This window comes from Moraxella macacae 0408225 (genome assembly GCF_000320365.1).
In the GTDB taxonomy this organism is placed as follows: Bacteria; Pseudomonadota; Gammaproteobacteria; order Pseudomonadales; family Moraxellaceae; genus Faucicola; species Faucicola macacae.
On the sequence record NZ_ANIN01000002.1, the window covers coordinates 608,482 to 633,611 of the forward strand.

Below are 25,130 nucleotides of genomic sequence, written 5' to 3' on the forward strand. Positions count from 1 at the left end.
CACTCAATAATTATCACTCAATTTCAAACAGAAAAATCCCACACAAGCATGTTAAAAATTTGCGTGGGATTATAAAAACCTGTGTTATTTAAAAGCCAATTTAAAGCTAGAGTTTAACAATTACGTCGATCGCTTTAATTCTGCCAACACTTGTTCGCTTACTTTAGCTATGTCCTGCGTACCGTCAAAACTGGCATAACGCGGTGCATTTTCGCCTGATTTTGCCAAATCTTGATAAAAACCAATCAGTGCTGCGGTTAATTTGTGATAAGTTGCCAAACGTTCGCGAATGGTATCTTCTTTATCATCATCACGCTGAATCAACAACTCGCCCGTTTCGTCATCTACATTGGCAACTTTTGGCGGATTATAAACCGTATGATAAGTACGCCCAGAAGCCAAATGCACACGACGACCCGACAAACGTTGAATGATTTGTTCATCAGGGACGGCAATTTCGATCACGTTGTCAATGGTTACCCCGGCATCAACAAGGGCTTTGGCTTGTGGAATGGTGCGCGGAAAACCGTCAAAAATACAGCCGTTAACACAATCAGGCTTAGCAATACGCTCTTTTACCAAATCAATAATCAGATCATCTGATACCAAACCGCCTGCATCCATCACGCTTTTGGCTTGTTTACCAAGCTCTGTGTTCTCTTTAATTGCTGAACGCAACATATCGCCTGTTGAAATTTGTGGGATATTCAAGGTTTTGGTAATCATTTGGGCTTGTGTGCCTTTGCCAGCTCCAGGTGGCCCTAACAAAATAATGCGTTTCATGCAAAACTCCTAAAACAAACAGTAGATTAAAGCAATAGATTAAAAAAATAAACAATCGCTAACAATACCGCTAATCACTAAAAATGGCAAGTATTTTTTGTAAAATTATGGTTTTAATTTGGCAAATGGGTGTTAAATGCATGCAAAAAAACTCAATTTATGTAAAACCAAGTTTATGTAAAAAATTAGAAAATTGCGTAACTTTTGCTAAAAATTTGTTACCAAAGCAACACAATAAACAACCCAATTTTGCAAAATTTTTTGTATAATATTTTTCGTTAAGTTAATAAGTTTTCGTATAACAATTTACAGACAACACAATCAACAACAAATAGGCAACCAACAACAAATAGGAAGCACTTAATATGGCAAAACTAACCAAATTACACCGTTCAACCAATCATCGCATGCTCGCAGGCGTGATGGGTGGCGTTGCTGAATATTTAGGTTGGCGTCCAAACATGGTGCGTTTGTTGTTTGTCATTGTATCATCTGCAAGTGCCGCTGTACCTGGGATTTTGATTTATTTGGTGTTGTGGCTTGTTATGCCAAATGCTACGCCAAGTTCTTATGCTTAACAAGCTATGCTTAACAAGACAAGCTCTTATGCTTAAACATTAACAAATAACATTAACAAATAACATTAACAAATTTATTAAATTTTATTAAAATAACCATTGATTCATTTTCCTCCTGCCCTGATGTGATATCAGGGTATTTTTTTAGGCTTAATTTCTCATCGGTTTAATTTTTCTCATCGGTTTAATTATGCTATCATAACCAACAATTAATTTCTTTGGAATATCAACATGCACAACATTGACACCGAAACAGACACCCAAATAGACACCAAAACTTATATGGAACAGCTTGGCAAATCCGCTCGCAAAGCCAGTATGACCTTAGTCCATGCCACCACCAAAGACAAAAATAACGCTTTAATTGCTATTTTTGACCGTTTACAATCTGCCAAAGCCACAATTTTATCCGCCAATGACCGCGATATGCAAAACAGCCGCCAAAAAGGCTTAGATCGTGCGTTGCTTGACCGTTTAGAGCTAACCGAAAGTCGATTTAACGCTATGCTACAAGGTTTAAAAGATGTTGCCAATTTGCCCGATCCAATTGGTGAAATTAGTGATATGGCTTACCGTCCAAGTGGCATTCAACTTGGCAAAATGCGCGTGCCACTGGGCGTTATCGGTATGATTTATGAAAGCCGTCCCAATGTAACCATTGAAGCATCAAGCCTTGCGTTAAAATCAGGCAACGCAATTATTTTACGCGGCGGATCAGAGGCCTTTTATTCTAACCAAGCCTTGGCAAAATGCATACAAGATGGGCTTGTTGTGGCAGGATTATCACCCAAATGCGTGCAAGTTGTTGCCACAACCGATCGCAAGGCTGTGGGTGAACTTATTGGTATGCACAAGTTTGTTGATGTCATTATTCCGCGTGGTGGCAAAGGGTTGATTGAACGCATTAGTCGCGATGCCTGCATTCCTGTGATCAAACATTTAGATGGCAATTGTCATACATTTGTTGAAAGTTCTGCTGATTTTGACATGGCAACCAATATTTGCGTTAATGCCAAAACCAGCCGTTACGGTACTTGCAATACCATGGAGACATTGTTAATTGAGGCTAAAATTGCCAATGACTTTTTGCCAACCGTTGCCAAAGCAATGATACATGCTGATAATGCTATGCAACTTCGCTTGTGCAAAACTGGTTTTACAATTTTAAACAACATCGCCGCTTTACAAAACCATATCACGCAAGCTTCTGAAGAAGACTGGCATACTGAATACCTTGCACCGATTTTAGCAATCAAAATCGTAGCAGACATTGATGAAGCCATTGCCCATATCAATCATTATGGCAGTCATCATACCGATGTCATTATCACCGAAAATTACCGCCTGTCGCTAAAATTTATGCAAGAAGTCGACTCAAGTTCGGTCATGGTCAACGCATCGAGCCGTTTTGCCGATGGTTTTGAATATGGGCTTGGGGCTGAAATTGGCATTTCTACCGATAAAATCCACGCACGCGGCCCTGTTGGCTTGCAGGGCTTAACCTCACAAAAATGGGTGGTTTTTGGACATGGTGAAGTGCGAATTTAACCCAGTTTTTAACATTTAAAAACAAAATTTAACACTTGAAAAACAAAACTTAGCTAAGCGGAAAACTTAGCTAAGCGGTTTGGTTAGATGATTGGCACTCATTTCACCAAATCTTTAATCGCACTCACAAGCACATCAACTTGTGCTTTTGTTGTGTCAAAAGAGGTCATAAGACGCACCTCGCCTGCTTTGACATCTGTGTCATAAAACTCAAATTGCTCGTGCAATTGTTTTACCACATCAGGCAAAAAACGCACAAAAACAGCATTGGCATGCACAGGATATAACACCGTTACACCGTTTAGATCTTTAATTTCATGGTATAAATAATTTGCCATATCGTTGCTATTTTTTGCCAATTGATACCACAAATCATCTTCAAACCACGCCAAAAATTGTGCAGCCACAAAACGCAGTTTTGAACCCAGTTGCATGTTGCTTTTGCGTAAACGGCGCATTTGTTCATCAAGGGTTGGATTTAGCACAATCAAGCCCTCGCCTATCATTAGGCCGTTTTTTGTACCGCCAATTGACAACATATCAATGCCTAAATTTGCCAAATCCGCCCAATCGGCGTCCAATGCCACCAGTGCGTTAGACAACCTTGCCCCATCTAAATAAAAATACAAATCAAATTCTTGGCAAACTTTGGCAATGCTGCTAATTTCATCTAGTGTATAGCACATACCAAGCTCGGTAGTTTGGCTAATGTACACCACACTGGCTTTTGCTGTGTGTTCGCTTTGGTTGCGATGATAACAAAAATCATATAACGCATCTGGTGATAACTTGCCCTTTGGCGTATCAATTGCCAATAACTTCATACCGCCAATATATTCAGGAGCAACGCTTTCATCGTTATTAATATGGGCTTCTTTGGCACAAATCACCGCCCCACAACGTGGCAATAATGACTGCAAACCAAGCACATTTGCCCCTGTACCATTAAACACCAAATAACAGCTCGCCTGCTTGCCAAACTTTGCTTTCATCAAATGCTTTAATGCCACGCTATAAGTGTCATGCCCATACGCCTTGTCATGTCCGCCGTTTGCCGCTGCAATGGCTTGCAAAATCTTAGGGTGCACCCCTGAATAATTATCCGATGCAAAAGTAAAATGCTTAGGATTGTGCAAGGTTTTCATTTGGTTATCCTTAATTTAAAATTTAGCTTTATTTAAAATTTAGCTTTGTCAATTAATTTGTAAAAATCACAAGATTGCAAAAACTACAAAACTTCATCAGCAACAAAATCACCCAACAAATGATTTAACTGCTGATCTAAAATTTGATAAACCTTTGCATTTAACACCGCCTTGACAGGCAAAACCCAAATTTTGTTTGCCAAATCTGCACAGGTTTGATTGGTATTGCCGTTATTTAGGTTATTTTGTAGGGTATTTTTTTGTAGGGTATTTTGCAACAATAAACGCACTTTTACTGCATCTTTTTCCGTGATAACGATTGGTAAATTAGGCAAATTCTCAAAATCACTTAGGCTAAATTGATGATGGTCATTGAGTGGTTTTTTCACCAAATCAAAACCCAGTTGAGTTAAACTGTTAAAAAACCGATCAGGAAAACCTATGCCTGTCATCGCAATAACCGTTTGAGCGGATAAGGTTTGTTGCTTAGCATCAAACTTAGCATCAAACTTAGCATCAAACAACCGTGACTCAGTAGAAAGCAGTGAATCGGTAGCAAACAGCGGTTTGGTAAAAAACAGCGGCAAAATTGGTTGTTGCTCCAAATACATCATGGGCTGATTGCTAAAATTTTGTTGATTTTTGACTGCAGCAGCAAAATGATAAATCACCGTGGCATTTGGATCCAACAAGCGTTTGACAGGTTCGCGCAAAAAACCCGTGGGTAACACTTGACGATTGCCAAAACCACGTTTGGCATCCACCACAATCCATTCAGCATCGCGATCTAAAGCGTAATGTTGTAAACCGTCATCGGTCAAAATCACTTGCAAATTCGGATAATGCTGTAACAACAATTCAATCGCCTGCTTACGATCCGGACAAACAGCCATAGGCACAGCCGTGGTTTGCACAATCAAACAAGGTTCATCTCCAACCACACCAGGGGTAGATTGCACGGTAACCATGGTAGGCATTTGTTTGGTATCACCGCCATAACCGCGGCTAATCACGCCAACATTCACCTTTTTTTGTTGCAAATATTGCACAAGCGCAATAATTAACGGCGTTTTACCACTCCCTCCAACTGTGATATTGCCAATGACAATAACCGGTATGGGTGCATAATACATCTTTTTTAAGCCGTGTTGGTATAACTTTTTATTTAGCCCGGTTATCAAGCGATATAGCCAACTGATCGGTAGCAACAGCCACAACCAAAAGGCTTGTTTTTGCCAAGCGTTTAACAACATTTGTTGCATATTATTTTGCCTGTTGATAAGCTTTATCGGCTTTTGCAAAACACGCTTCAACCGCTGCACTGTTTTTGGTAAATAATGACACAACATAAATTGCCAACATTGCCAAAATAAAGCCCGGTATCATCTCATACAACTCACTGCCTGTTAAAGGTTTCCACACAACCACAGTTAACGCCCCAACAATCATGCCAGCCAATGCCCCTTGTGCGGTCGTTTTTTGCCAAAACAATGACAACAATACCACAGGCCCAAACGATGCACCAAAACCCGCCCATGCATTTGACACAAGCCCCAGTACTTTACTGTTAGGATTATAAGCAATGACAATTGCAATGATCGCAATGAATAACACCATACAACGCCCAACCCACACAAGTTCTTTTTGATTGGCATTTGGACGGATAAAACCTTTGTACAGATCTTCTGTGATCGCACTGGAACACACCAATAATTGACAACTTAATGTACTCATAGTCGCCGCCAAAATTGCTGACAACACCACACCAGCAACCCAAGGATTAAACAACAGTTTTGACAACTCGATAAAAATTCGTTCACTGTCTATTCTGCCTGTCTTATCCGCCATGGTCGCGATCAATTCAGGGTGCGTGGTAAAATAAGCCAAACCAAAATAACCCACCGCCACTGCACCACCTAAGCATAATACCATCCAAGTCATGCCAATTCTGCGCGCAGTGTTGAGTGATTTTACACTTTGAGCAGCCATAAAACGTGCCAAAATATGCGGTTGTCCAAAATAACCAAGCCCCCACGCCGCCGCCGAAACAATCCCAACCAAACTTGTGCCAAACACCAAACTGTCGTATTCAATGCCCTTCGTTTGACTGGCCATTGCCAATGCAGCATGAATTTCAGTCATACCACCCAAATTCAAATACACCATCACCGGAGCAAAAATTAACGCAAAAATCATCAAACTTGCCTGAATGGTATCTGTCCAACTTACCGCCAAAAAACCGCCGATAAAAGTATAAACAATCGTCGCTCCTGCACCAAGCCACAACGCCGTAACATAATCCAACTCAAACAAACTTTCAAACAGTCTTGCCCCTGCAACCACGCCCGCTGCACAATAAATGGTAAAGAAAAACAAAATAATACCAGCGGTGGCAATTTTCATTAGGCGATTATTTGCACCAAATCGGTGAAAAAAATATTCAGGCAACGTCAAGGCATTGGCATTAAACTCGGTAAACACACGCAACCGCCCTGCAACCAACAGCCAGTTAAAATACGCCCCAATGACAAGCCCTATTGCAATCCACGACTGGCTTAAACCACTTAGGTAAATTGCACTTGGCAAGCCCATTAACAGCCAACCTGACATGTCCGATGCCCCGGCTGACATTGCTGTTACAAAACTGCCTAAACTGCGACCACCCAAAATATAATCATCAAAATTGCGCGTTGCAAAATACGCCATAAAACCAATGCCAAGCACCACCACCAAATACAATGCAAAGGTTATATACACCGGATTACTAAACATATGTTTATCCTTAAATCTGCCCTTAGCAAACAATCACACCCATTGATAAAACCAACCGTCATAAACCAATCAACCAGGTTAATTTTATACATTTGTTTGCCAATCGTCCACTCAAAATAAAATTGCTAGATTAATCTTAAATCTAGCAACAAAATCTATCAATTTATTTTAACATTTTTTTGCACAAACTGACAACAAGCATAGCCTGTGCTTAAACCAAGTTTTTTAAGCCTAAGTTTTTAAGCTAAGATCGAAATAACGAACGGCCAGCCACTTGTAACGCCAATTGGTATAACAATTCCCACGCAGGCTGTTCAATCAAACCTTTTACCGCCTGATCACAACGATAAGCCAATTCCGTCCATTGGCTAAAATTTTGTTCGTGGTGTAAATGCCGATTTAACGCATTTTGATACAGCCCTTGTTTGCTTTGCCAAATACCCAATTCAGCAAAACTTTGCCCACAAGCCAATGCCTGCAATATACGTATGTCTTTGGCAATCACCCAAAGCACAAGGGTTTCAGGTTCTTGGACATATTTTAAATGTTGTAAAATTTCCACCACTTTTGCCACATCACCTATCAACATCGCATCAGACAAATCAAATGTTGTAAAATGCGACTGACTAACAAGCCCATCTTGCAATTGCAATTCGTCCACCATTGTGAAGTTTTGCTGCAAAGCGGGGTTATATAAATAAGACAAGCGCCACAACGTTTGATAAGCACTTAATAAGTTGTGTTTGGTGTGAATCATCAACTGTTGCCATGCATTGGGTGTCAACTCAATACCAAGGCTTTTAGCCTTAGCTTTTAGCACATCATGACGCTGGCGTTCTTGATACAATTGACAATCTACCACCATGCCATGTTTTTCATATAATTGAAAAAACACGCTTTTTTGGCTTTTTTTGTCAAATTTATCCATCAAAACAATCAAACAATTTGCCTCATTTTGATCTTGCTTGGCATCGATTTGATTGGTTTGGCTAAAAATTTTAAGCTCGGTTAAAACCTCTTTATCAGGCTTATGGTTGCCTTTAGCAATCACAACTTTTTTATCATCAAACAATGATAAACTATTAAGTTCTGCTAAAATATCCTGCCAAGATTTTGCACTGACAATATCCATGTGTTGCATGCTCATATTCGCCGATTTCCAGTGCACCTGCCATATTTCAATCAACCATTGTGATAACAAAGGCTCATCGCCGTGCAATAGCCACAAACCTGTCATGGGCGTTTTGGCGTTTTGGGCTTGGGTATAGGCTTGCAAAAAAGTTTGTTGCATAAATTAAACAGCCAAATAAACAATAAAAAATAAACAATAAAAGACATCATGTAAAATCTTACCTAGGATGCTTTTGGCAAAGTCAATGCCACATATTGATCCGCAATCCGTTCAGCAAGTGCATCATACAGCCAGTTTTGGATTTTTTCAGCTTGGGTGTTCTCGGTATTTACATTGGCTTGATCGTATTGATAACTGTGTTGCACTTGAATGGTGTTGGTTTTACTAACAATTTTATCATGCTGTTGTGTATAATAAGTTACATCTGCTGACATGACCATACGAACTTCAGTCAACACGCCGCGCAATTGAAAATTTTGTAACCGAATATTTTGCACCAAAATGCTGGGTTTTTGAACACCAGATTTGCTGTCAAGTGCAGATTCAGTGTCAACCGTTACCGCCAATAGGCTAAATTTGTCTTTTAGTGCGTTTTTTAACGATACATCTGCCAAATTATCACCAAAAATCAGCGATGTGGATGGAATTGACAGCGACAAAGGCGATGTATAACCACGCAAATGAAAGCCACAAGCCGTTACTTGTAGCACCAAAACCGCCACAATACAGCTTCGACAAAAAATTTGTATTGCTTGTTTAAGTTGCATATCGTACCTGGTTTTAATCTAATTAAAAATAAATTAGTTAAAAAGATTGGTTAATAAAAAGATTGGTTAAAAATATTAACTTATTAAAAAATATTAACTTATTAAAAAATATTAACTTATTAAAAAATATTAGTTAAAAAACATATTCACGCCGTATCGAATCCCAAACCCAAGCCAATACAGCACATTGGCAATTACAAACATCGCAACCACCGTTGCCACATTTCGCACGCCAGTGGGAGGATTTGAACCCTCAACAGGATTAGGGCTTGTATTGGCAATGGCTTGATGTTCCAGTTTGATGTACGCCAAACGAAGTACAACATGAGCAATGACAAATACCGCGATCACCACCCAATGCACAAACAACGCCCCTGCACCAAAATTTAACAACAATGCAAGATTGGTTAGCCAATTGATCATCTTACCTTTGTCGGTTTTACCAACATCAGGGCGGTTTTGGAGCATGGGATTCATAAAAATAGCCTTAATTAATTCTTAAGTATTTTTGATTAACTTAAGCATTTTTGATTAACTAAATTTTTTGATCGGTTGAATTTTTTGATTGGTTAAATTTCGGTAATTGCCAAAATATCCTTGAACAATTGTGTTTGTTCTGCACTTGGCGTGGCCGTTTGGATTGACATCAGTTGCCCCATATCGCCCTCCACACGGATTTTCCCCTCCATAAAGGCCTGCATGGCATAGCCCATATCCCGCTCCAAAAACACTTTTCTCAAGGTTTCATCATCAAGGCTTAACGTGGTTAACGCCCCATCTTTTGCACCTTGGTGGATAACACCATCATAAAACGATGCACTGACATTGCCGTCTGCACCTGTAACATTTAAGTTAATTGACAGATTTTTGATGACGGGCGGTAACTTTAAATCGCCTGCTTTTGTGGTTAAATCGTTCACTTGTGTAAACCAATCTTGCGTTAAAAATTTTGCCATAATATAGATCCTTTTAAAAAATAATTAAAGTATTGTTAAAAACAATAGCTGTTTAATGAGGCAGTTTTATAAAATTTAAAGGTAAAAAACAATTTTATGTTAAATTTTATATTTTGTTAAATGTTGTATTTTGTCAATGATGCTAACCATCACTGAATTGTTAACCACTCGTTTTAACACAATCATTGTACCCATTCGCCACTTTTTAGTTCAAGCTGTTTATCAGCAAGACTTGCAAGCTGTCTGTCGTGCGTAACCATTAATAAAGCTGTGCTAAAATCTCGTTGTAGTTCGGTTAAAATTTCAAATACCGATTGGGCGTTGGCATGGTCTAAATTGCCCGTCGGCTCGTCTGCCAAAATCAACGCAGGCTTGGTAACCAATGCCCGTGCAATTGCCACGCGCTGCCGTTCACCGCCTGACAACTCGCTTGGTCGGTGCTCTAAACGATGGGATAACCCAACTTTATTTAACAGATCAACTGCAGAAGCCCTAGCTTTAGCAATCGGTATATCATTTCGCATTAACAAGGGCATGGCAACATTTTCAATTGCACTAAATTCTGCCAATAAATGGTGAAATTGATACACAAAACCCAAATGTTGATTGCGCAATTGTCCGCGTTTGGTTTCGTTAAGCGTGTTAATCAATTGCCCTTGTAGCCAAACTTCACCTGTGGTAGGTATATCCAATCCGCCCAAAATATGCAATAGCGTACTTTTGCCAGAACCACTTGTGCCAACAATTGCAATTTTTTCACCTGCATTTACCGAAATATCAAGGCCATTTAACACCGTGGTGGTGCTTTTACCGTCCTGATAAACCTTGGTAATGCTCTTAGCTTTTAAAATATTTGTCATGTCAATCAGTCATATCAATCAAACTACACATTAAACCTAAAATGCATGACATCACCATCTTGCACAATGTAAGTTTTGCCCTCTAAGCGAGATTTACCTGCTGTGGCGGCGCCTTTTTCACCTTGATAAGCAATAAAATCATCAAAAGCAATGACTTCAGCGCGGATAAAACCGCGTTCAAAATCACTGTGAATCACGCCTGCTGCTTGCGGTGCAGTCGCCCCAACAGGCACAGTCCACGCACGCACTTCTTTAACACCTGCGGTAAAATAAGTTTGCATGTTTAAAAGTTCATAACCTGCACGAATCACGCGATCAAGCCCTGCTTCTTTCATACCCATGCCCTCTAAAAACTCCGCCTTTTCTTCGTCATCAAGTTCAGCGATCTCAGCTTCAATTTGATTGCACAAGGGCACAACAATAGCATTGTCATTATTGGCAAAATCACGCACAGCATCAAGATAAGGATTGTCATCAAAACCATCTTCGGCCACATTGGCAATATACATCACAGGTTTTAGCGTGATAAGCCCATAACTTTTAATACATTTTTTCTCATCATCGTCCAAATTTGCCATGCGTGCAGGTTTGCCCTCGGCTAAAAACGGCTCGATTTTGTTAAACACATCAAGCATAGCCTTGGCATCTTTATCACCCCCTTTGGCTTTTTTACTCACATTGACAATTGCACGATTTACCGCTTCTAAATCTGCCAATGCAAGCTCTGTGTTAATGGTTTCAATATCAGACAAAGGGTTGACACGACCATCTACATGAATGACATTGTCATCATCAAAACAACGCACCACATGAGCAATGGCATCGGTTTCACGAATGTTAGCCAAAAACTGGTTACCCATGCCCTCGCCCTTGCTCGCCCCTGCCACAAGCCCTGCAATATCCACAAATTCCATCGTGGTTGGCAAAACGCGTTCAGGTTTTACAATCTTAGCAAGTTGTTTTAAACGCGGATCTGGCACGGGCACGATGCCTGTATTTGGATCTTTGGTGCAAAACGGAAAATTTTCAGCAGCAATGCCTGCTTTGGTGAGTGCATTAAAAAGCGTCGACTTACCAACATTTGGCAAGCCGACAATACCACAATTAAAACCCATAAGGCGTTTTCCTTAAAAACAGAAAAATAAATGGCGTTTATTATAGCAAATTCTGTTGCTTTTGACACCAAAACAATTTGAAAAAAACACAAAAATAGTGAATAATGATGCCAATGATACCAAAAATAATACCAAATACCGATGACAACCGTACAAGCACAAGGAGATTTATATGGGTATTTTTGTCAATCCATTTACCGATTTTGGGTTTAAAAAACTGTTTGGTACAGAACCTAATAAATTTTTACTACAACATTTTTTAAACGAACTGCTATATGCTGAACAAGGGCAGATTGTAGACATTCAATACCTAAACAACGAACATCTGGGGCATAGCGTATTGGATCGAAAAGCCATTTTTGACTTATATTGCACCAATGAGCGCGGTGAAAAATTTATTGTAGAGTTGCAAAAAACCAAACAAAAATTTTTTAAAGACCGTTCGCTTTACTATGCAACCTTTCCCATTCGCGAACAAGCCAAGCGTGGCGACAATTGGAATTTTGAGTTGGCCGCGGTTTATACCATAGCAATTTTAGATTTTGTCTTTGATGAGGACAAACACAGCGAAAAATACCGCTACGATGTCAAATTAACCGAACTACAAACGGGCGATATTTTTTATGACAAACTCACCTTTATTTATTTATCCATGCCAAAATTTAACAAACAATTGCACGAATTAGACACAAATTTTGACAAATGGTTGTATGCGTTTAAGCATCTGTCTGAGCTTGACAGCATTCCTGGTGAATTGGATTTACAAGTTTACCGCGACTTTTTTGAAAAAGCCAAAATTGCCAATTTTAGTCCAAAAGAAATTGCTCAATATGAAGACAGTTTAAAATATTACCGCGACTTAAAAAATTCACTAGACACAGCAAAAGAAGAGGGGCGATTGGAGGGAATATTAGAAGGACAATTGGCAGAAAAAATAGCGGTTGCCAAAAACTTAAAATCTCTAGGCGTTACCAACAAACTGATTCAACAAGCAACAAATCTATCCCTTGATGAAATCAATCAACTTTCATAACAACTCACAACAGACATAACAGATCACAACAGACAAGCTACAACACCATAAACATGCTATAATAGCCAAAATCAGCATTAAATTTTAAAACATAGGAATAATTATGGCAAGCCCTCGTTTTTTGCATCATCAACCAAAAAAGCGTTTTGGACAAAATTTTTTACACGATCAATCCGTCATTAGCCAAATTATTGACCGCATTCATTGTCAAAAAGATGATCTTATGCTAGAAATTGGCCCAGGTTTGGGTGCAATTACCGAACCTCTGTTGACTCAAGTAGAAAAACTAACCGTGATCGAGATCGATACCGATTTGGCGGACAATCTACGCATTCAGATTGGCGCAAACAGCAACAACAATCTGACAATTATTAAAGCCAATGCAATGGAGGTGGATTATCGCCAGTTATTTGCCACAATTGCAGGTTCCGCTGACAAAAAAATGCGCATTGTCGGTAATTTGCCTTACAACATTTCAACCCCTTTGTTGTTTCATTTGCTAACTTTTTCTGATGTCATACAAGACATGCACTTTATGCTACAAAAAGAAGTGGTGGATAGAATCACCGCCCAGGTGAACTGTCGCGAATATGGACGCTTGTCGGTGATGATGCAATATTTTTGCCAAACCGATTATTTATTAACCGTGCCAAACGGAGCGTTTCACCCTGCTCCAAAAGTTACCAGTGCTGTGTTTCGTTTAACCCCTTATCAACAAAAGCCAATCACAGCCAATGATGAAAAATTGTTTGCTCTTGTGGTAAGAGAAGCCTTTAATCACCGGCGCAAAACCCTAAGAGCAATTTTCAAAAAACACGCATTATTGCCACCAATCAGCGAACAAAATTTGCTTGATTGGCAAATCAATCCAATGGCAAGACCTGAAACTTTAAGCGTGGCAGATTTTGTCAAATTAAGCAATGGCATTACCGATTTAAAGTTACTAAGTGAACACGGTTAAGGTGAAATTGGTGCAAGCGTTAAGCCTGCCGTTTCATCTAGCCCAAACATAAGATTCATGTTTTGCACCGCTTGCCCTGATGCACCTTTGACAAGGTTGTCTTGTACCACCAAAATCGTCGCAACTGGGCTATTGGCAAAAGTTTGCACCGCAATGCGTAAGCGATTACTACCGCGTACACTGCCAGTATTGGGATATTGACCGCTTGGCAACACATCTACAAAACTTTCATGCCGATAAAAATCTGTATACAACCGCTGTAAATCAAGCGTTTGCCCTACATCGGTTAAGCGCAAATGAATGGTGCTAAACATGCCACGTATCATCGGTACTAAATGTGGCACAAAACGAATCTGATGTCGTTGCGGTTGGTTTTGACCAGGCTTTAGGATTAATGTATCAATACCTTGCTCAATTTCTGGCAAATGACGATGTCCTGCCACGCCATAAGCTGAAAAACTGTCTGATATTTCGCTAAACATTAAATTTAGTTTTGCTTGACGCCCTGCACCCGAAACACCTGATTTGGCATCAATGACAATATAAGGATCAATGACTGATTGATTCATCAAATTTTGCTGATGAATAATCGGTGCAAGACCCAAAATCGCCGTCGTCGGATAGCAACCTGGGTTGCCAATAATCATTGCTGTTTTAATTTTTTCGCGGTTAATTTCTGGCAAACCGTACACAGCTTGTTGCAACAAATCTGGACAAACATGTACAAGTTGATACCATTTTTCAAATTCTGTTAAATTTTGTAGGCGAAAATCCGATGCCAAATCAATGACTTTTACCCCTTTTGCAATTAACGTCCGAGCATGTTGCATAGCAACACCGTGAGGGGTGGCAAAAAATACCACATCGCACGCTAAGAGCTTTTGCGCATCTAAATTATCAAACACCAAATCACAAGCCACGTTGCGCAAACTTGGAAAAATCTCATCTACACGCCTGCCTGCTTCGGTTCGTGATACCAAATATTGAATGTCAGTGTGTGGGTGTAGGCTTAATAAACGGATCAGTTCAACGCCTGTGTAGCCAGTTGCCCCAACAATAGCGACTTTGATTTTTGTTGTGTTAACTTTTGTCATATTGTTCCTGATTTATTTTGTTCCCGATTTATTTTTTTTCTTGGTTTATTTTTGTGCTTGGTTTATTTTTTGGTTTATAATGAAAAATCATGCACCGCATCAATAAACGCTTTTGCACAATCAGGATCAACCCACTGCTGAATGCCATGTCCAAGATTGGCTACATAGCCGGTTTTTTGTCCAATGCTATAAACATCATTTAACATCAAATGCGTGTGTTTGTAAATGTTTTCACAGCTTGCATACAGTACCGCAGGATCGAGATTGCCTTGTAGGGCAATGGGTTTTGTTGGTGCAAGGGCAATTTTGCGTGCATCAGCAAGCGACATCGTCCAATCCAACCCAAGCATATCCGCCCCATTTTGTACTTGTGTGCTAAGCCATAAACCGCCACCTTTGGTAAACACAACAACCGGTATATCAGGATATTTGGCTTTAACACCTTGCACCACTTTTTGGTTATACTGGTGCGAAAATGTCATAAATTCACGGTATGCCAATACCCCGCCCCAACTGTCAAATACCTGCACCAATTGTGCCCCTGCATCAATTTGAGCAACCAAATAATCAATCACCACGTTGGCAAGTTTGTCAAGCAATAAATGCAAGGTTTCAGGTTCACGGTACATCATAGCTTTAATATGACGAAACTCTTTAGAGCCGCCTCCTTCTACCATATAGGTTGCCAATGTCCACGCACTGCCTGAAAAACCAAACAAGGGTGCGATGCCATTTAACGCATGACGAATATTGGTAACCGCTTTCATCACATAATCCAGCTCGGTTGCTATATTGACGTTTGGCAAGGCCTCTACATCAGTAAGATTGCGAACGGTTTTTTTAAATTTTGGCCCATCGCCTGCTTCAAAATAAAGCCCCAACCCCAGTGCATCAGGCACAGTCAAAATATCGCTAAACAAAATCGCACAATCAAGATCAAAACGTCGAAACGGCTGTAACGTTACCTCGGTAGCCTTGTCAACATCTTTACACAAACTCAAAAAATCCCCCGCTTGGCTGCGCGTTTGTTTGTATTCTGGCAAATACCGCCCCGCTTGGCGCATGATCCACACAGGCGTGGTGTCTACTTTTTCAAAACGAATGGCTTTTAATAAACGGTCATTTTTTAAAGGTGGAAAATTATGGCTTGGGGAATTATGGCTTGAACTTGACATCATGTGTTCCTGTATGGTTTTATGGGGAGGTTGTTTTGTGGTAAAATTTTTGGTAAAATTTTGGTAAAATTGCTTGGTAAGTTTAATAAAAACCAAAAATCAACCAAAACGGCGTTTTAATCCCGTCATTTGTAAAATCCGCGTGGCAATTTCTTCAATAGACATGGTAGAAACATCAATGTTTGGAATGCCTTGTGAGATATAAATGCCTTGAACCGCTTGCAATTCTTGTTGACATTGACGATAACTGGCATAGCGACTGTCCGCTTTGCGTTCTTGGCGGATTTTTGCCAAACGATCTGTGTCAATCACCAGTCCAAACAATTTGTCTTTATACGGCTGTAGGGCTTTTGGTAGCGTATTTTCGTACAAATCATCTTCGGTTAATGGGTAATTTGCCGCCCGAATGCCAAATTGTAACGCCAAATACAAAGACGTCGGCGTTTTACCAGAACGCGAAACGCCGATCAAAATAATATCAGCAGCCGTATAATGGTGAGTTCTGGCACCGTCATCGTTGTCAAGAGCAAAATGCACCGCATCAATGCGATCTTTATAAATCTCAGAATCCACATCACCGTGGGCGTTTACTGTGTGTGGTGCAGGTGTTACGTTTAATTCTTCAGAAATTTTGCCAATCAACCCTTCATAAATATCCAAATTAAACGCATCGGCTTGGTTAATACGTTCGCGGATTTTGTCATCTACTATCGTATCAAAAACCAGTGGTTTCACCCCATCTTTTTGGTAAGCTTGATTGATATGATCGACCGCACTGTCCGCTTTTTCCATACTGTCTACATAAGGAATGACGTATACCTGAAACGGCACATCGGGAAATCGCGTTAACATAGAACGCCCAATGGTTTCCGATGTAATTGCTGTGCCATCAGAAACATAAAATACCGTGCGTAAATTATCACCGGTTTCGTTTAACGCATTTTTGTTTTGCATGGTTGCCTTAATGGTGTCCATAATATATCCTTGTTAAAAGCATGCCTTATTATAACCAATTCTCATAAAATTTTGCCAAATTTTTTGCAAAAAATTTACATCTATAAAATCACATCTGAAAAAAAATAACCAAATTTGTAAAAATTTTTTGTGAAAAAAAATTTTTTGGTGTAAAATATCACAATAATTTTGCAAAATATACCTATTTCATAAACTTATTTTACCACAATCACGGAGTTTTTATGAACCCACAAGTCATTCCATTTGAAAAACTTGGCAAAAATGACATTGACAAAGTCGGTGGCAAAAATGCGTCATTAGGCGAGATGATTAGCCATTTAACCGATCTTGGCGTAAGCGTGCCAACAGGTTTTGCAACGACATCAGAAGCGTTTAATAAGTTTTTACACGATACAGGTCTAAATGCCAAAATTAACGATGCGTTAAAAGACTTAAATGTAGACGATGTTCACGCCCTTGCCAAAACAGGCAAAAAAATTCGCGATATGATCATCGCCCAACAATTGCCAAAAGATTTGGAACAACAAATCCGTGATGCGTTTATAACCTTAAGCCAAGGCCAAGACATTGCTGTTGCGGTGCGCTCATCGGCAACCGCTGAAGATTTGCCCGATGCGTCATTTGCAGGGCAACAAGAAACCTTTTTAAACATTCGTGGCATTGACAACATTTTGGTGGCAATTAAAGAAGTGTTTGCCTCTTTGTATAACGATCGTGCCATTGCGTATCGCGTCCATAAAGGCTTTGAACACGCAGGCGTGGCATTATCCGCAGGCGTACAACGCATGGTGCGATCTGAAACTGGTACATCAGGGGTCATGTTTAGCATTGATACTGAAAGCGGTTTTGATGATGTGGTGTTTATTACCGCCAGTTATGGTTTGGGTGAAATGGTGGTACAAGGGGCGGTAAACCCTGATGAATATTACATTTCTAAAGCCTTATTAAACAACAACAAACCTGCAATTATCCGTCGTAATTTGGGTTCAAAACAACAAAAAATGGTCTATTCTGACAGTTGTTCGGCCGGCAAATCTGTAAAAGTTGTGCCTGTTGACAAAGAAGAACGCCAACAATTTGCACTTAGCAATGATGAATTAACCGAACTTGCCAAACAAGCCCTGATTATTGAAAAACACTACGGCCATGCTATGGATATTGAATGGGCAAAAGACGGTGATAGTGGCAAATTGTTTATTGTGCAAGCTCGCCCAGAAACCGTAAAAAGTCGCGAAAGCAGCAATGTCATGGAGCGGTATTTGTTAAAAGAAAAAGGCAATGTGATCTGCGAGGGACGCTCAATCGGTCAACGCATCGGTGCAGGCATGGTGCGTATTGTTAACTCAATTAGCGAAATGGATAAAGTTCAAGACGGTGATGTATTGGTATCTGATATGACTGATCCGGATTGGGAGCCTGTGATGAAACGTGCATCGGCCATTATTACCAACCGTGGCGGGCGCACTTGTCATGCAGCCATTATCGCTCGCGAACTTGGCGTGCCTGCCATTGTCGGTTGTGGCAATGCAACCGAACTGCTAACTGACGGCCAAATGATTACCGTGTCATGTGCCGAAGGTGATACTGGTTTTATCTATGAGGGCAAATTGGATTTTGAAATTCAAAACAATTCCATTGACAGTATGCCAGAGCTTGCGTTTAAAGTAATGATGAATGTAGGCAACCCTGATCGTGCGTTTGGTTTTGCCAAAATTCCAAATAAAGGTGTAGGTTTGGCTCGTCTTGAATTTATCATTAACCGCATGATTGGCGTGCATCCAAAAGCCCTGCTTAACATGAACACCTTACCACGCGAAATTGTACAAGCAATTCAAGATCGCATTGCAGGTTATCCAAGCCCTGTGGATTTTTATGTAGACAAATTGGTAGAGGGCATTGCAACCTTAGCCGTTGCGTTTAAAGACAAGCCTGTTATCGTGCGTATGTCTGACTTTAAATCCAATGAATATGCCAACCTTATCGGCGGTAAACTGTATGAACCTTCAGAAGAAAATCCGATGCTAGGTTTTCGTGGTGCAAGCCGTTATGTGTCTGACAATTTCCGTGATTGTTTTGATCTTGAATGTCGTGCGTTAAAGCGTGTGCGTGATGACATGGGCTTAACCAATGTTGAAATTATGATACCATTCGTACGCACCACAGGCGAGGCCAAGCGAGTGATTGAATTGTTGGCCGAAAATGGCTTAAAACGTGGCGAAAACGGTTTACGCATTATTATGATGTGCGAATTGCCCACCAACGCATTGCTTGCCGATGAGTTTTTAGAATACTTTGACGGTTTTTCGATCGGTTCAAATGACTTAACTCAATTAACGCTTGGGCTTGATCGTGATAGCGGTATCGTCTCTCATTTGTTTGACGAACGCGATCCTGCGGTGAAAAAAGTGTTAAAAATGGCAATCGATGCCTGCAACAAAGCAGGAAAATATATCGGTATTTGTGGACAAGGCCCGTCTGATCACCCAGATTTGGCACATTGGCTGATGGAACAAGGCATAAGCTCGGTGTCGTTAAACCCTGATTCAGTATTGGACACTTGGTTTTTCTTAGCAAAAGACACTCAACAAGCTCAATAAAAAAAACACCAAACACGTGCGTTAAAGTTAAAAAAGGCATATCTAAGCATATGCCTTTTTTCAATTATTTTTATTTCTTTTAATTATTTTTATTTCTTTTAATTATTTTTTATTTTTTCAATTATCGCCCATTTCTAAACAGCTCTAGCAACTCTTCAGGAATTTCACGTTCTTTGGCATCTTGTTCTGCAAATGGATCAACCGATTGGCGTCGCTGTTGATTGTTGTGTTGTTGATTGTGATTTTGTAATGACTGTTCTAGTTGTTGCAATGATCGCACATTGTTTTGGGCTTCTCGTTCCCCTAAAGTTACAACAATGTCTTGTTGTTTATCGCCACGTTTTACCGTCATTGTAACCTGACTGCTTGGTGATTTTCTGGCAACCATTTGGATTAACGCATTGGCATCGCTGACTGCTTTGTTATCCATTGCCAAAATAATATCACCGCGTTGTAGCCCTGCTTTTCCTGCAGGGCTGTTAGGCATAACGCCAACCACCATCACCCCTGCTGTATCATCTAAGTTGGTTGGATTTTTTGCCCGCCCTTGCAGTTCAATACCAAGCCAACCACGGCGCACCCTACCGTCTTTAATCAGGCTGTTCATAACGTGTGATACAATTTCCGTCGGAATGGCAAAACCAATCCCCATAGAACCGCCCGATCGTGAAAAAATCGCCGTATTAATGCCAACCAATTGCCCATAAGCATCGACCAACGCACCGCCAGAATTACCGGGGTTAATTGCTGCATCAGTTTGGATAAAATCCTCAACCATGTTAATGCCAAGCCCTGTACGGCCTGTTGCTGAAATAATCCCTTGTGTAACCGTCTGCCCCACACCAAATGGATTGCCAATCGCCAACACAACATCACCAACTTCTGTGGATTTTTCTTTAAAACCAAGCGGTTTTAACCCAGTTAAATTTACCTTAATCACCGCCAAATCACTTTCAGGATCGCTTCCGATAAGTGTCGCACTTGCCTTTCGACCATCGCTTAACATCACCACGATATTATCCGCTTTGGCAATTACATGGGCATTGGTTACAATATAGCCATCTTGCGAAATAATCACCCCTGATCCAAGGTTTGTGCTTTCTGAGTCTTGAGGTGCACCGTGAAATTCATAAAACCTACGCAACACCGGATCATTCATATACGGATTGTCTACTTTTTGCGTGGTATAAATGTTCACTACCGACTGCGATGCCGTAGCAACCGCATTGTGATAACTGGCAACCTGGGCATTTGTATCGTTATTTACCATTTGATTTGGCACAGGTTCTGCTTTTGGTGGTTGCCAATTGGTTGTGGTATTTGGCAATACAGGCGTATGATTGTTAAAAGACATTTTACCATTGGTTAACAAATAAAACCCTGCCAACATTAATAACAACAACAAAACCCACGGTAAAAACAATAAAAATTTACTCGGCTGTTGATAAGTTGGTGGTAAATTGTGATTGGATTGGTTTTGTGAGGTTGGTTTTGAGTTGGGTGGTTGTGGGTTTGTCATGATTGTTTCTCAAATGGTTGTGTCTTAAATTTATTTTGTAAAAAGAATTTATTTTGTAAAAAGTTAACCATCAAGGTTTTTGATGGTATTGTAACACCAAAATATTTTTGTGTTTTAATATTTTTTTCATAAAAATGTATCTAACTTAACAAAGTGTTAACCAAAAAAGTGTTAGCCAAAACATGTTAGCCAAAAATCGCCTGCCTTGGCTTTTTGGCAAAATTTGCTTAACAAACCATTTAAACAAAACACTTGTCAATAAAAGCACTCGGCTAAATTCATTAAAAAATAAACATTTGCCAAAAATTGTGCTATAATCAAACGGTTTTTATCTTTTTTAAAACCCATTTTAAGGAAAACCAATGCAAAATCCCATTCTTGTTTTAAACTGTGGCTCATCTTCATTAAAATACGCCCTTATCTCTGAAGATGGTGAAAACCGCATCGAAGGTTTAGCCGAAGCCTTAGGCAATGCTGATGCACGCATCAAGCATAAAGATCTTGAGGGCAATAAAACCGAAGTGCAAATCAGTGGCGGAGCACATGCCGAAGCTTTAAAAGTCATCTTAGGTGATTTAATCAAAGACTATAAACCCGTCGCTGTCGGTCATCGCGTTGTGCATGGCGGCGAACAATTCAAAACTGCAACCGTTATCACGCCTGATGTGTTAAAAACCATTGACGAGTTGTCCTATTTGGCTCCACTGCACAACCCTGCCAATGTTGAGGGCATTAAAGCCATCAGTGCAATTTTTCCAGATTTATCACAAGTGGCAATTTTTGACACCGCTTTTCACCAAACCATGCCAGCACACGCTTACCGCTATGCGTTACCAAAAGAGCTGTATACCAAACACCACATTCGCCGTTACGGTTTCCACGGTTCGTCGCATGCCTATGTATCAAATCGTGCCAGTGAACTGACCTCAAAAGATGGCAAACACGGCTGGATTGTTGCTCATCTTGGCAATGGCTGTTCCGCCAGTGCGATCTATGATGGCAAAAGCCTTGACACATCTATGGGGGTAACGCCACTTGAGGGCCTTATGATGGGTACGCGAAGCGGTGATGTTGATCCAAGTTTGCACGCTTTATTAAATCGCATTGCAGGCATGTCATTAAACGATGTCGACACGTTGCTCAACAAAAAAAGCGGCCTGTTAGGCGTATCAGGCATTTCTAATGACATGCGTGATTTGGAAAAAGCCCAACAAGACGGTCATGAAGATGCAATTTTAGCCCTTGACATGTTTGCTTATCGTGTTGCCAAATACATTTTAGCCTACAGTGCCGCCTTGCCAACATTGACAGGCGTTGTGTTTACAGGAGGCGTGGGTGAAAATGGTGCAGATATGCGCAGCAAAATCGTGGAAAAACTCAAGCATTTGGGGGCAAAATTTGATCAAACTAAAAACCAAGCATTATTCCGTGGTGCAGAAGGTTCGTTTCATAGCGAAGATTCCAGCATTGAACTTTGGGTGATTCCAACTGATGAAGAACACCAAATCGCCACAGAAACCAAAGCAATTTTAGGGTTGTGATTGATTGTTGTTATTAAATAATTATTAAGTAATTCTTTAATAATTGTTAAATAATTATTAAATATAATATGTTAAATAAATATAATATGTTAAATATAACATAATGATTAAATGACTGTTAAATGATTGTAAATAAGAGGAAAAAATGACTACAATTTTATTCATTCCTGTAAGCCAAACCGCAGACCTTGATGGTGCAATTGCCAAAACAGGCAAAGCCGCGTTTTCACCGTTTGAGTCCATCGGTCAAAATGAATTTGAAAGTGCCTTGGCAAATGGTAAATTTGATGATTTATTAGAAACCGTTTATGAAAAAGCCCAAGCCATCAACCATGACAACCCCATTCAAATCGTCAAAGGCATCGCTTTAACGCACGGTTATGCCAGCAGCGTGAACGAAAAACTCGCCCATGCCTTAGATGCAGATGTGATTTTGGTGGGTGATGAGCATGACGATGCGTTGTTTGCCATTGCCAAACAAGTTTTTGGTGAACGCGTCATCGGTCAAGTCAAAACAAACGATGATGTGGCAAATTTAATCAAAGCCAATAACCGCCCAAGTCGTTTATCACCATCAGCATTTCGAAGTGCGTTGGTTAAAAAAGCCCAATCGGCCAAAAAACGCATTGTGCTGCCAGAAGGTGCTGAAGTGCGTACCGTGGAAGCTGCCATTATTTGCCAAAATCGTGGCATTGCCAACTGTGTCATGCTCGCCACCAAAGATGAAGTACAAGCGGTTGCCAATTCTAAAGGCTTGACAATTCCTGATGATTTAGAGATCATAGATCCTGCCAGTATCGCCGAGCAATATGTCGCTCCTATGGTGGAACGCCGTAAAGGCAAAATTGACGAAGCCAAAGCCCGCGAAGAGCTAAAAGACACCGTTGTACTTGGTACGATGATGTTGCATATGGGTGATGTCGATGGGTTGGTATCAGGTGCCGTACACACCACTGCCAACACCATTCGTCCTGCATTCCAGTTAATCAAAACCGCACCACACTACTCACTTGTTTCATCTATATTTTTTATGCTATTGCCAGAACAAGTGGTCGTATATGGTGATTGTGCTGTTAATCCAAATCCAACCGCTGAACAATTGGCTGAAATTGCTATCCAATCCGCCCAATCTGCCAAAGCATTTGGCATTGATCCAAAAGTAGCCATGATCAGTTATTCAACCATGAATTCTGCCAGTGGCCCTGATGTGGATTTGGTAACAGAAGCAACTCAACTTGTCAAACAAAAAATGCCAGAGCTTGCAGTAGATGGCCCATTACAGTATGACGCAGCCGTTGTGGCAAATGTGGCTAAATCCAAAGCACCAAATTCACCTGTGGCAGGTCAAGCAAATGTCTTTATCTTTCCAAATCTAAGTGTTGGCAATGCACTGTACAAAGCGGTTCAACGCAATGCCAATGTATTGTCGGTTGGTCCTATGTTGCAAGGTTTAAATAAACCGGTCAATGATCTGTCGCGTGGCTGTTTGATGGACGACATTATTTACACCATTGCCTTGACTGCTGTACAAGCAATGAGTGATGATGGTTAAGGTTTTTTGGATTGACAATTAACATGCTTAAACCAACATGCTTAGAATTAACTGCTTGGCATAATTCATTGGCAAAGGTAAAAACCCCTAAACCTTGGTTTGGGGTTTTATATTTAAATCGTTTTAATGATTGTAATTTTTAATGATTGCAATCATGATTGAAAAAACTTCTGCAAAAGGCTAATTTATGTTAAACTATGCCTAATTTTGGCTTTAAAATCATTTGTCATGCCACAAGAAATACGACTTGCTGTGCTCATTGATGCCGATAACGCATCGGTTACGCACCTTGATAAACTGCTGTCCGAAATTGCCACCCTCGGTAAGGCAAGTGTTCGCCGTGCGTATGGCGACTGGACTCGCCCACAACTTAACAGTTGGAAAAATGTACTGTTATCGCATTCCATTCAGCCCATTCAACAATTTAGCTACACCACAGGTAAAAACGCCACCGATGCCAGTTTGATTATTGATGCGATGGATTTGTTATATACCGAACGTTTTGAAGGGTTTTGTTTGGTATCATCTGACAGTGATTTTACACGCCTGGCACAACGCATTCGTGAACAAGGGCTGTTGGTGTATGGTTTTGGACGCAGCAACACGCCAAAACCTTTTGTCCAAGCCTGCGATCGCTTTACTTATTTGGAATTTTTTGACGATGAAAAACGTCCAACAGTAGACTTTTATGATTCAGCGGACATGCTTTTTTCTATCGATCGCAACCAAATGAAACCTGTTGATGTGGCAATTACCCTTGTGCGAGTGGCAATTACCAATATGGCAAATGATCAAGGTTGGGCAAACATTGCTCCTGTAAAAAATTACATTCTTAAAGTTGAGCCTGACTTTGATGCACGCTTGTTTAATTTTGACAAATTTAGTGATTTTTTACGGGCGTATCCGCGTTATTTTGAATTACAAGAACGCTTTCCCAATGATAAAAATCACAAAGTGGTTTTTGTACGCAATCGCAATTTGACCGATACGCCATCAGACAGCATGAAAAAATAATTTTACCAGGAAT

At 40.3% G+C, this 25,130-nt stretch carries 21 protein-coding genes and 1 pseudogene; 8 read left to right on the forward strand and 14 right to left on the reverse strand.

The annotated features are described in order from the left end of the window. Nucleotides 1-120 precede the first annotated feature (120 nt). Nucleotides 121-783: an adenylate kinase gene (gene adk / locus MOMA_RS08240; RefSeq protein WP_009502074.1), complete on the reverse strand. Its 663-nt coding sequence runs from the start codon at nucleotides 781-783 to the stop codon at nucleotides 121-123. A 365-nt stretch (nucleotides 784-1,148) separates the two neighbouring features. On the opposite strand from adk, the gene MOMA_RS08250 reads away from it, so the two are divergent. Both MOMA_RS08250 and MOMA_RS08255 read left to right on the forward strand, forming a co-directional pair. Continuing rightward, nucleotides 1,149-1,361 carry a PspC domain-containing protein gene (locus tag MOMA_RS08250; protein ID WP_009502075.1) on the forward strand — a complete coding sequence of 71 codons (213 nt, stop codon included), beginning with the start codon at nucleotides 1,149-1,151 and terminating at the stop codon, nucleotides 1,359-1,361. A gap of 231 nt (nucleotides 1,362-1,592) precedes the next feature. Beyond that, nucleotides 1,593-2,909, forward strand: a complete 1,317-nt coding sequence (locus MOMA_RS08255; protein WP_009502076.1) for a glutamate-5-semialdehyde dehydrogenase — start codon at nucleotides 1,593-1,595, stop codon at nucleotides 2,907-2,909. 98 nt (nucleotides 2,910-3,007) lie between these two features. Here the strand turns inward: MOMA_RS08255 and MOMA_RS08260 are convergent, their stop codons facing one another. From MOMA_RS08260 to ychF, 9 genes are all read right to left on the reverse strand, one after another. Continuing rightward, on the reverse strand, nucleotides 3,008-4,054 hold the full coding sequence (locus MOMA_RS08260) for a threonine aldolase family protein (protein ID WP_009502077.1): 1,047 nt from the start codon (nucleotides 4,052-4,054) through the stop codon (nucleotides 3,008-3,010). An 83-nt stretch (nucleotides 4,055-4,137) separates the two neighbouring features. Then, nucleotides 4,138-5,316, reverse strand: a complete 1,179-nt coding sequence (gene lpxK / locus MOMA_RS08265) for a tetraacyldisaccharide 4'-kinase (RefSeq protein WP_009502078.1) — start codon at nucleotides 5,314-5,316, stop codon at nucleotides 4,138-4,140. A gap of 1 nt (nucleotide 5,317) precedes the next feature. Continuing rightward, the gene (putP, locus tag MOMA_RS08270; RefSeq protein WP_009502079.1) at nucleotides 5,318-6,826 is read right to left on the reverse strand and encodes a sodium/proline symporter PutP; all 1,509 of its coding nucleotides are present in this window, start codon (nucleotides 6,824-6,826) and stop codon (nucleotides 5,318-5,320) included. A gap of 244 nt (nucleotides 6,827-7,070) precedes the next feature. After that, on the reverse strand, nucleotides 7,071-8,117 hold the full coding sequence (holA, locus tag MOMA_RS08275; RefSeq protein ID WP_009502080.1) for a DNA polymerase III subunit delta: 1,047 nt from the start codon (nucleotides 8,115-8,117) through the stop codon (nucleotides 7,071-7,073). A gap of 62 nt (nucleotides 8,118-8,179) precedes the next feature. Then, nucleotides 8,180-8,725, reverse strand: coding sequence for an LPS assembly lipoprotein LptE (lptE, locus tag MOMA_RS08280; protein ID WP_009502081.1), 546 nt, complete (start codon nucleotides 8,723-8,725; stop codon nucleotides 8,180-8,182). Nucleotides 8,726-8,854: 129 nt separating this feature from the next. Continuing rightward, entirely contained in the window at nucleotides 8,855-9,202 is a 348-nt protein-coding gene (locus MOMA_RS08285; protein ID WP_009502082.1) for a hypothetical protein, read from the reverse strand. Nucleotides 9,203-9,294: 92 nt separating this feature from the next. Continuing rightward, a complete protein-coding gene (locus MOMA_RS08290) occupies nucleotides 9,295-9,681 on the reverse strand; it encodes an SCP2 sterol-binding domain-containing protein (RefSeq protein WP_009502083.1) in 387 nt (128 codons plus the stop codon). Between the two features lie 182 nt (nucleotides 9,682-9,863). Beyond that, on the reverse strand, nucleotides 9,864-10,541 hold the full coding sequence (gene lolD / locus MOMA_RS08295; protein WP_009502084.1) for a lipoprotein-releasing ABC transporter ATP-binding protein LolD: 678 nt from the start codon (nucleotides 10,539-10,541) through the stop codon (nucleotides 9,864-9,866). A 23-nt stretch (nucleotides 10,542-10,564) separates the two neighbouring features. After that, nucleotides 10,565-11,656 (reverse strand): redox-regulated ATPase YchF, encoded by a 1,092-nt coding sequence (ychF, locus tag MOMA_RS08300; RefSeq protein WP_009502085.1) that lies wholly within the window; start codon nucleotides 11,654-11,656, stop codon nucleotides 10,565-10,567. Between the two features lie 172 nt (nucleotides 11,657-11,828). On the opposite strand from ychF, the gene MOMA_RS08305 reads away from it, so the two are divergent. Next, nucleotides 11,829-12,689: an Rpn family recombination-promoting nuclease/putative transposase gene (locus MOMA_RS08305; RefSeq protein ID WP_009502086.1), complete on the forward strand. Its 861-nt coding sequence runs from the start codon at nucleotides 11,829-11,831 to the stop codon at nucleotides 12,687-12,689. Nucleotides 12,690-12,792: 103 nt separating this feature from the next. Then, nucleotides 12,793-13,650 carry a 16S rRNA (adenine(1518)-N(6)/adenine(1519)-N(6))-dimethyltransferase RsmA gene (gene rsmA / locus MOMA_RS08310; RefSeq protein ID WP_009502087.1) on the forward strand — a complete coding sequence of 286 codons (858 nt, stop codon included), beginning with the start codon at nucleotides 12,793-12,795 and terminating at the stop codon, nucleotides 13,648-13,650. Here the strand turns inward: rsmA and argC are convergent. From argC to ppsR, 3 genes are all read right to left on the reverse strand, one after another. After that, nucleotides 13,647-14,744 (reverse strand): N-acetyl-gamma-glutamyl-phosphate reductase, encoded by a 1,098-nt coding sequence (gene argC / locus MOMA_RS08315; protein WP_009502088.1) that lies wholly within the window; start codon nucleotides 14,742-14,744, stop codon nucleotides 13,647-13,649. The genes rsmA and argC overlap by 4 nt on opposite strands. Before the next feature lie 74 nt (nucleotides 14,745-14,818). Next, nucleotides 14,819-15,919: a uroporphyrinogen decarboxylase gene (hemE, locus tag MOMA_RS08320; RefSeq protein WP_040625383.1), complete on the reverse strand. Its 1,101-nt coding sequence runs from the start codon at nucleotides 15,917-15,919 to the stop codon at nucleotides 14,819-14,821. 99 nt (nucleotides 15,920-16,018) lie between these two features. Further along, entirely contained in the window at nucleotides 16,019-16,894 is an 876-nt protein-coding gene (gene ppsR / locus MOMA_RS08325) for a posphoenolpyruvate synthetase regulatory kinase/phosphorylase PpsR (protein WP_009502090.1), read from the reverse strand. 221 nt (nucleotides 16,895-17,115) lie between these two features. Between ppsR and ppsA the strand changes: the two genes are divergently transcribed. Continuing rightward, nucleotides 17,116-19,491, forward strand: coding sequence for a phosphoenolpyruvate synthase (gene ppsA / locus MOMA_RS08330; protein ID WP_009502091.1), 2,376 nt, complete (start codon nucleotides 17,116-17,118; stop codon nucleotides 19,489-19,491). 121 nt (nucleotides 19,492-19,612) lie between these two features. Here ppsA and MOMA_RS08335 read toward each other — a convergent pair whose 3' ends face one another. Beyond that, nucleotides 19,613-21,010, reverse strand: coding sequence for a S1C family serine protease (locus MOMA_RS08335; RefSeq protein WP_009502092.1), 1,398 nt, complete (start codon nucleotides 21,008-21,010; stop codon nucleotides 19,613-19,615). Between the two features lie 362 nt (nucleotides 21,011-21,372). Here MOMA_RS08335 and MOMA_RS08340 point away from each other — a divergent pair, with 362 nt between their 5' ends. The 3 genes and pseudogenes from MOMA_RS08340 to MOMA_RS08350 all read left to right on the forward strand — a co-directional run bounded on the left by MOMA_RS08340 (nucleotide 21,373) and on the right by MOMA_RS08350 (nucleotide 25,117). Continuing rightward, on the forward strand, nucleotides 21,373-22,551 hold the full coding sequence (locus MOMA_RS08340) for an acetate/propionate family kinase (RefSeq protein ID WP_009502093.1): 1,179 nt from the start codon (nucleotides 21,373-21,375) through the stop codon (nucleotides 22,549-22,551). 490 nt (nucleotides 22,552-23,041) lie between these two features. Further along, nucleotides 23,042-24,103, forward strand: a pseudogene (pta, locus tag MOMA_RS08345) (phosphate acetyltransferase); the annotation flags it as partial. A 228-nt stretch (nucleotides 24,104-24,331) separates the two neighbouring features. After that, nucleotides 24,332-25,117: an NYN domain-containing protein gene (locus MOMA_RS08350; protein WP_009502095.1), complete on the forward strand. Its 786-nt coding sequence runs from the start codon at nucleotides 24,332-24,334 to the stop codon at nucleotides 25,115-25,117. Nucleotides 25,118-25,130 lie beyond the last annotated feature (13 nt).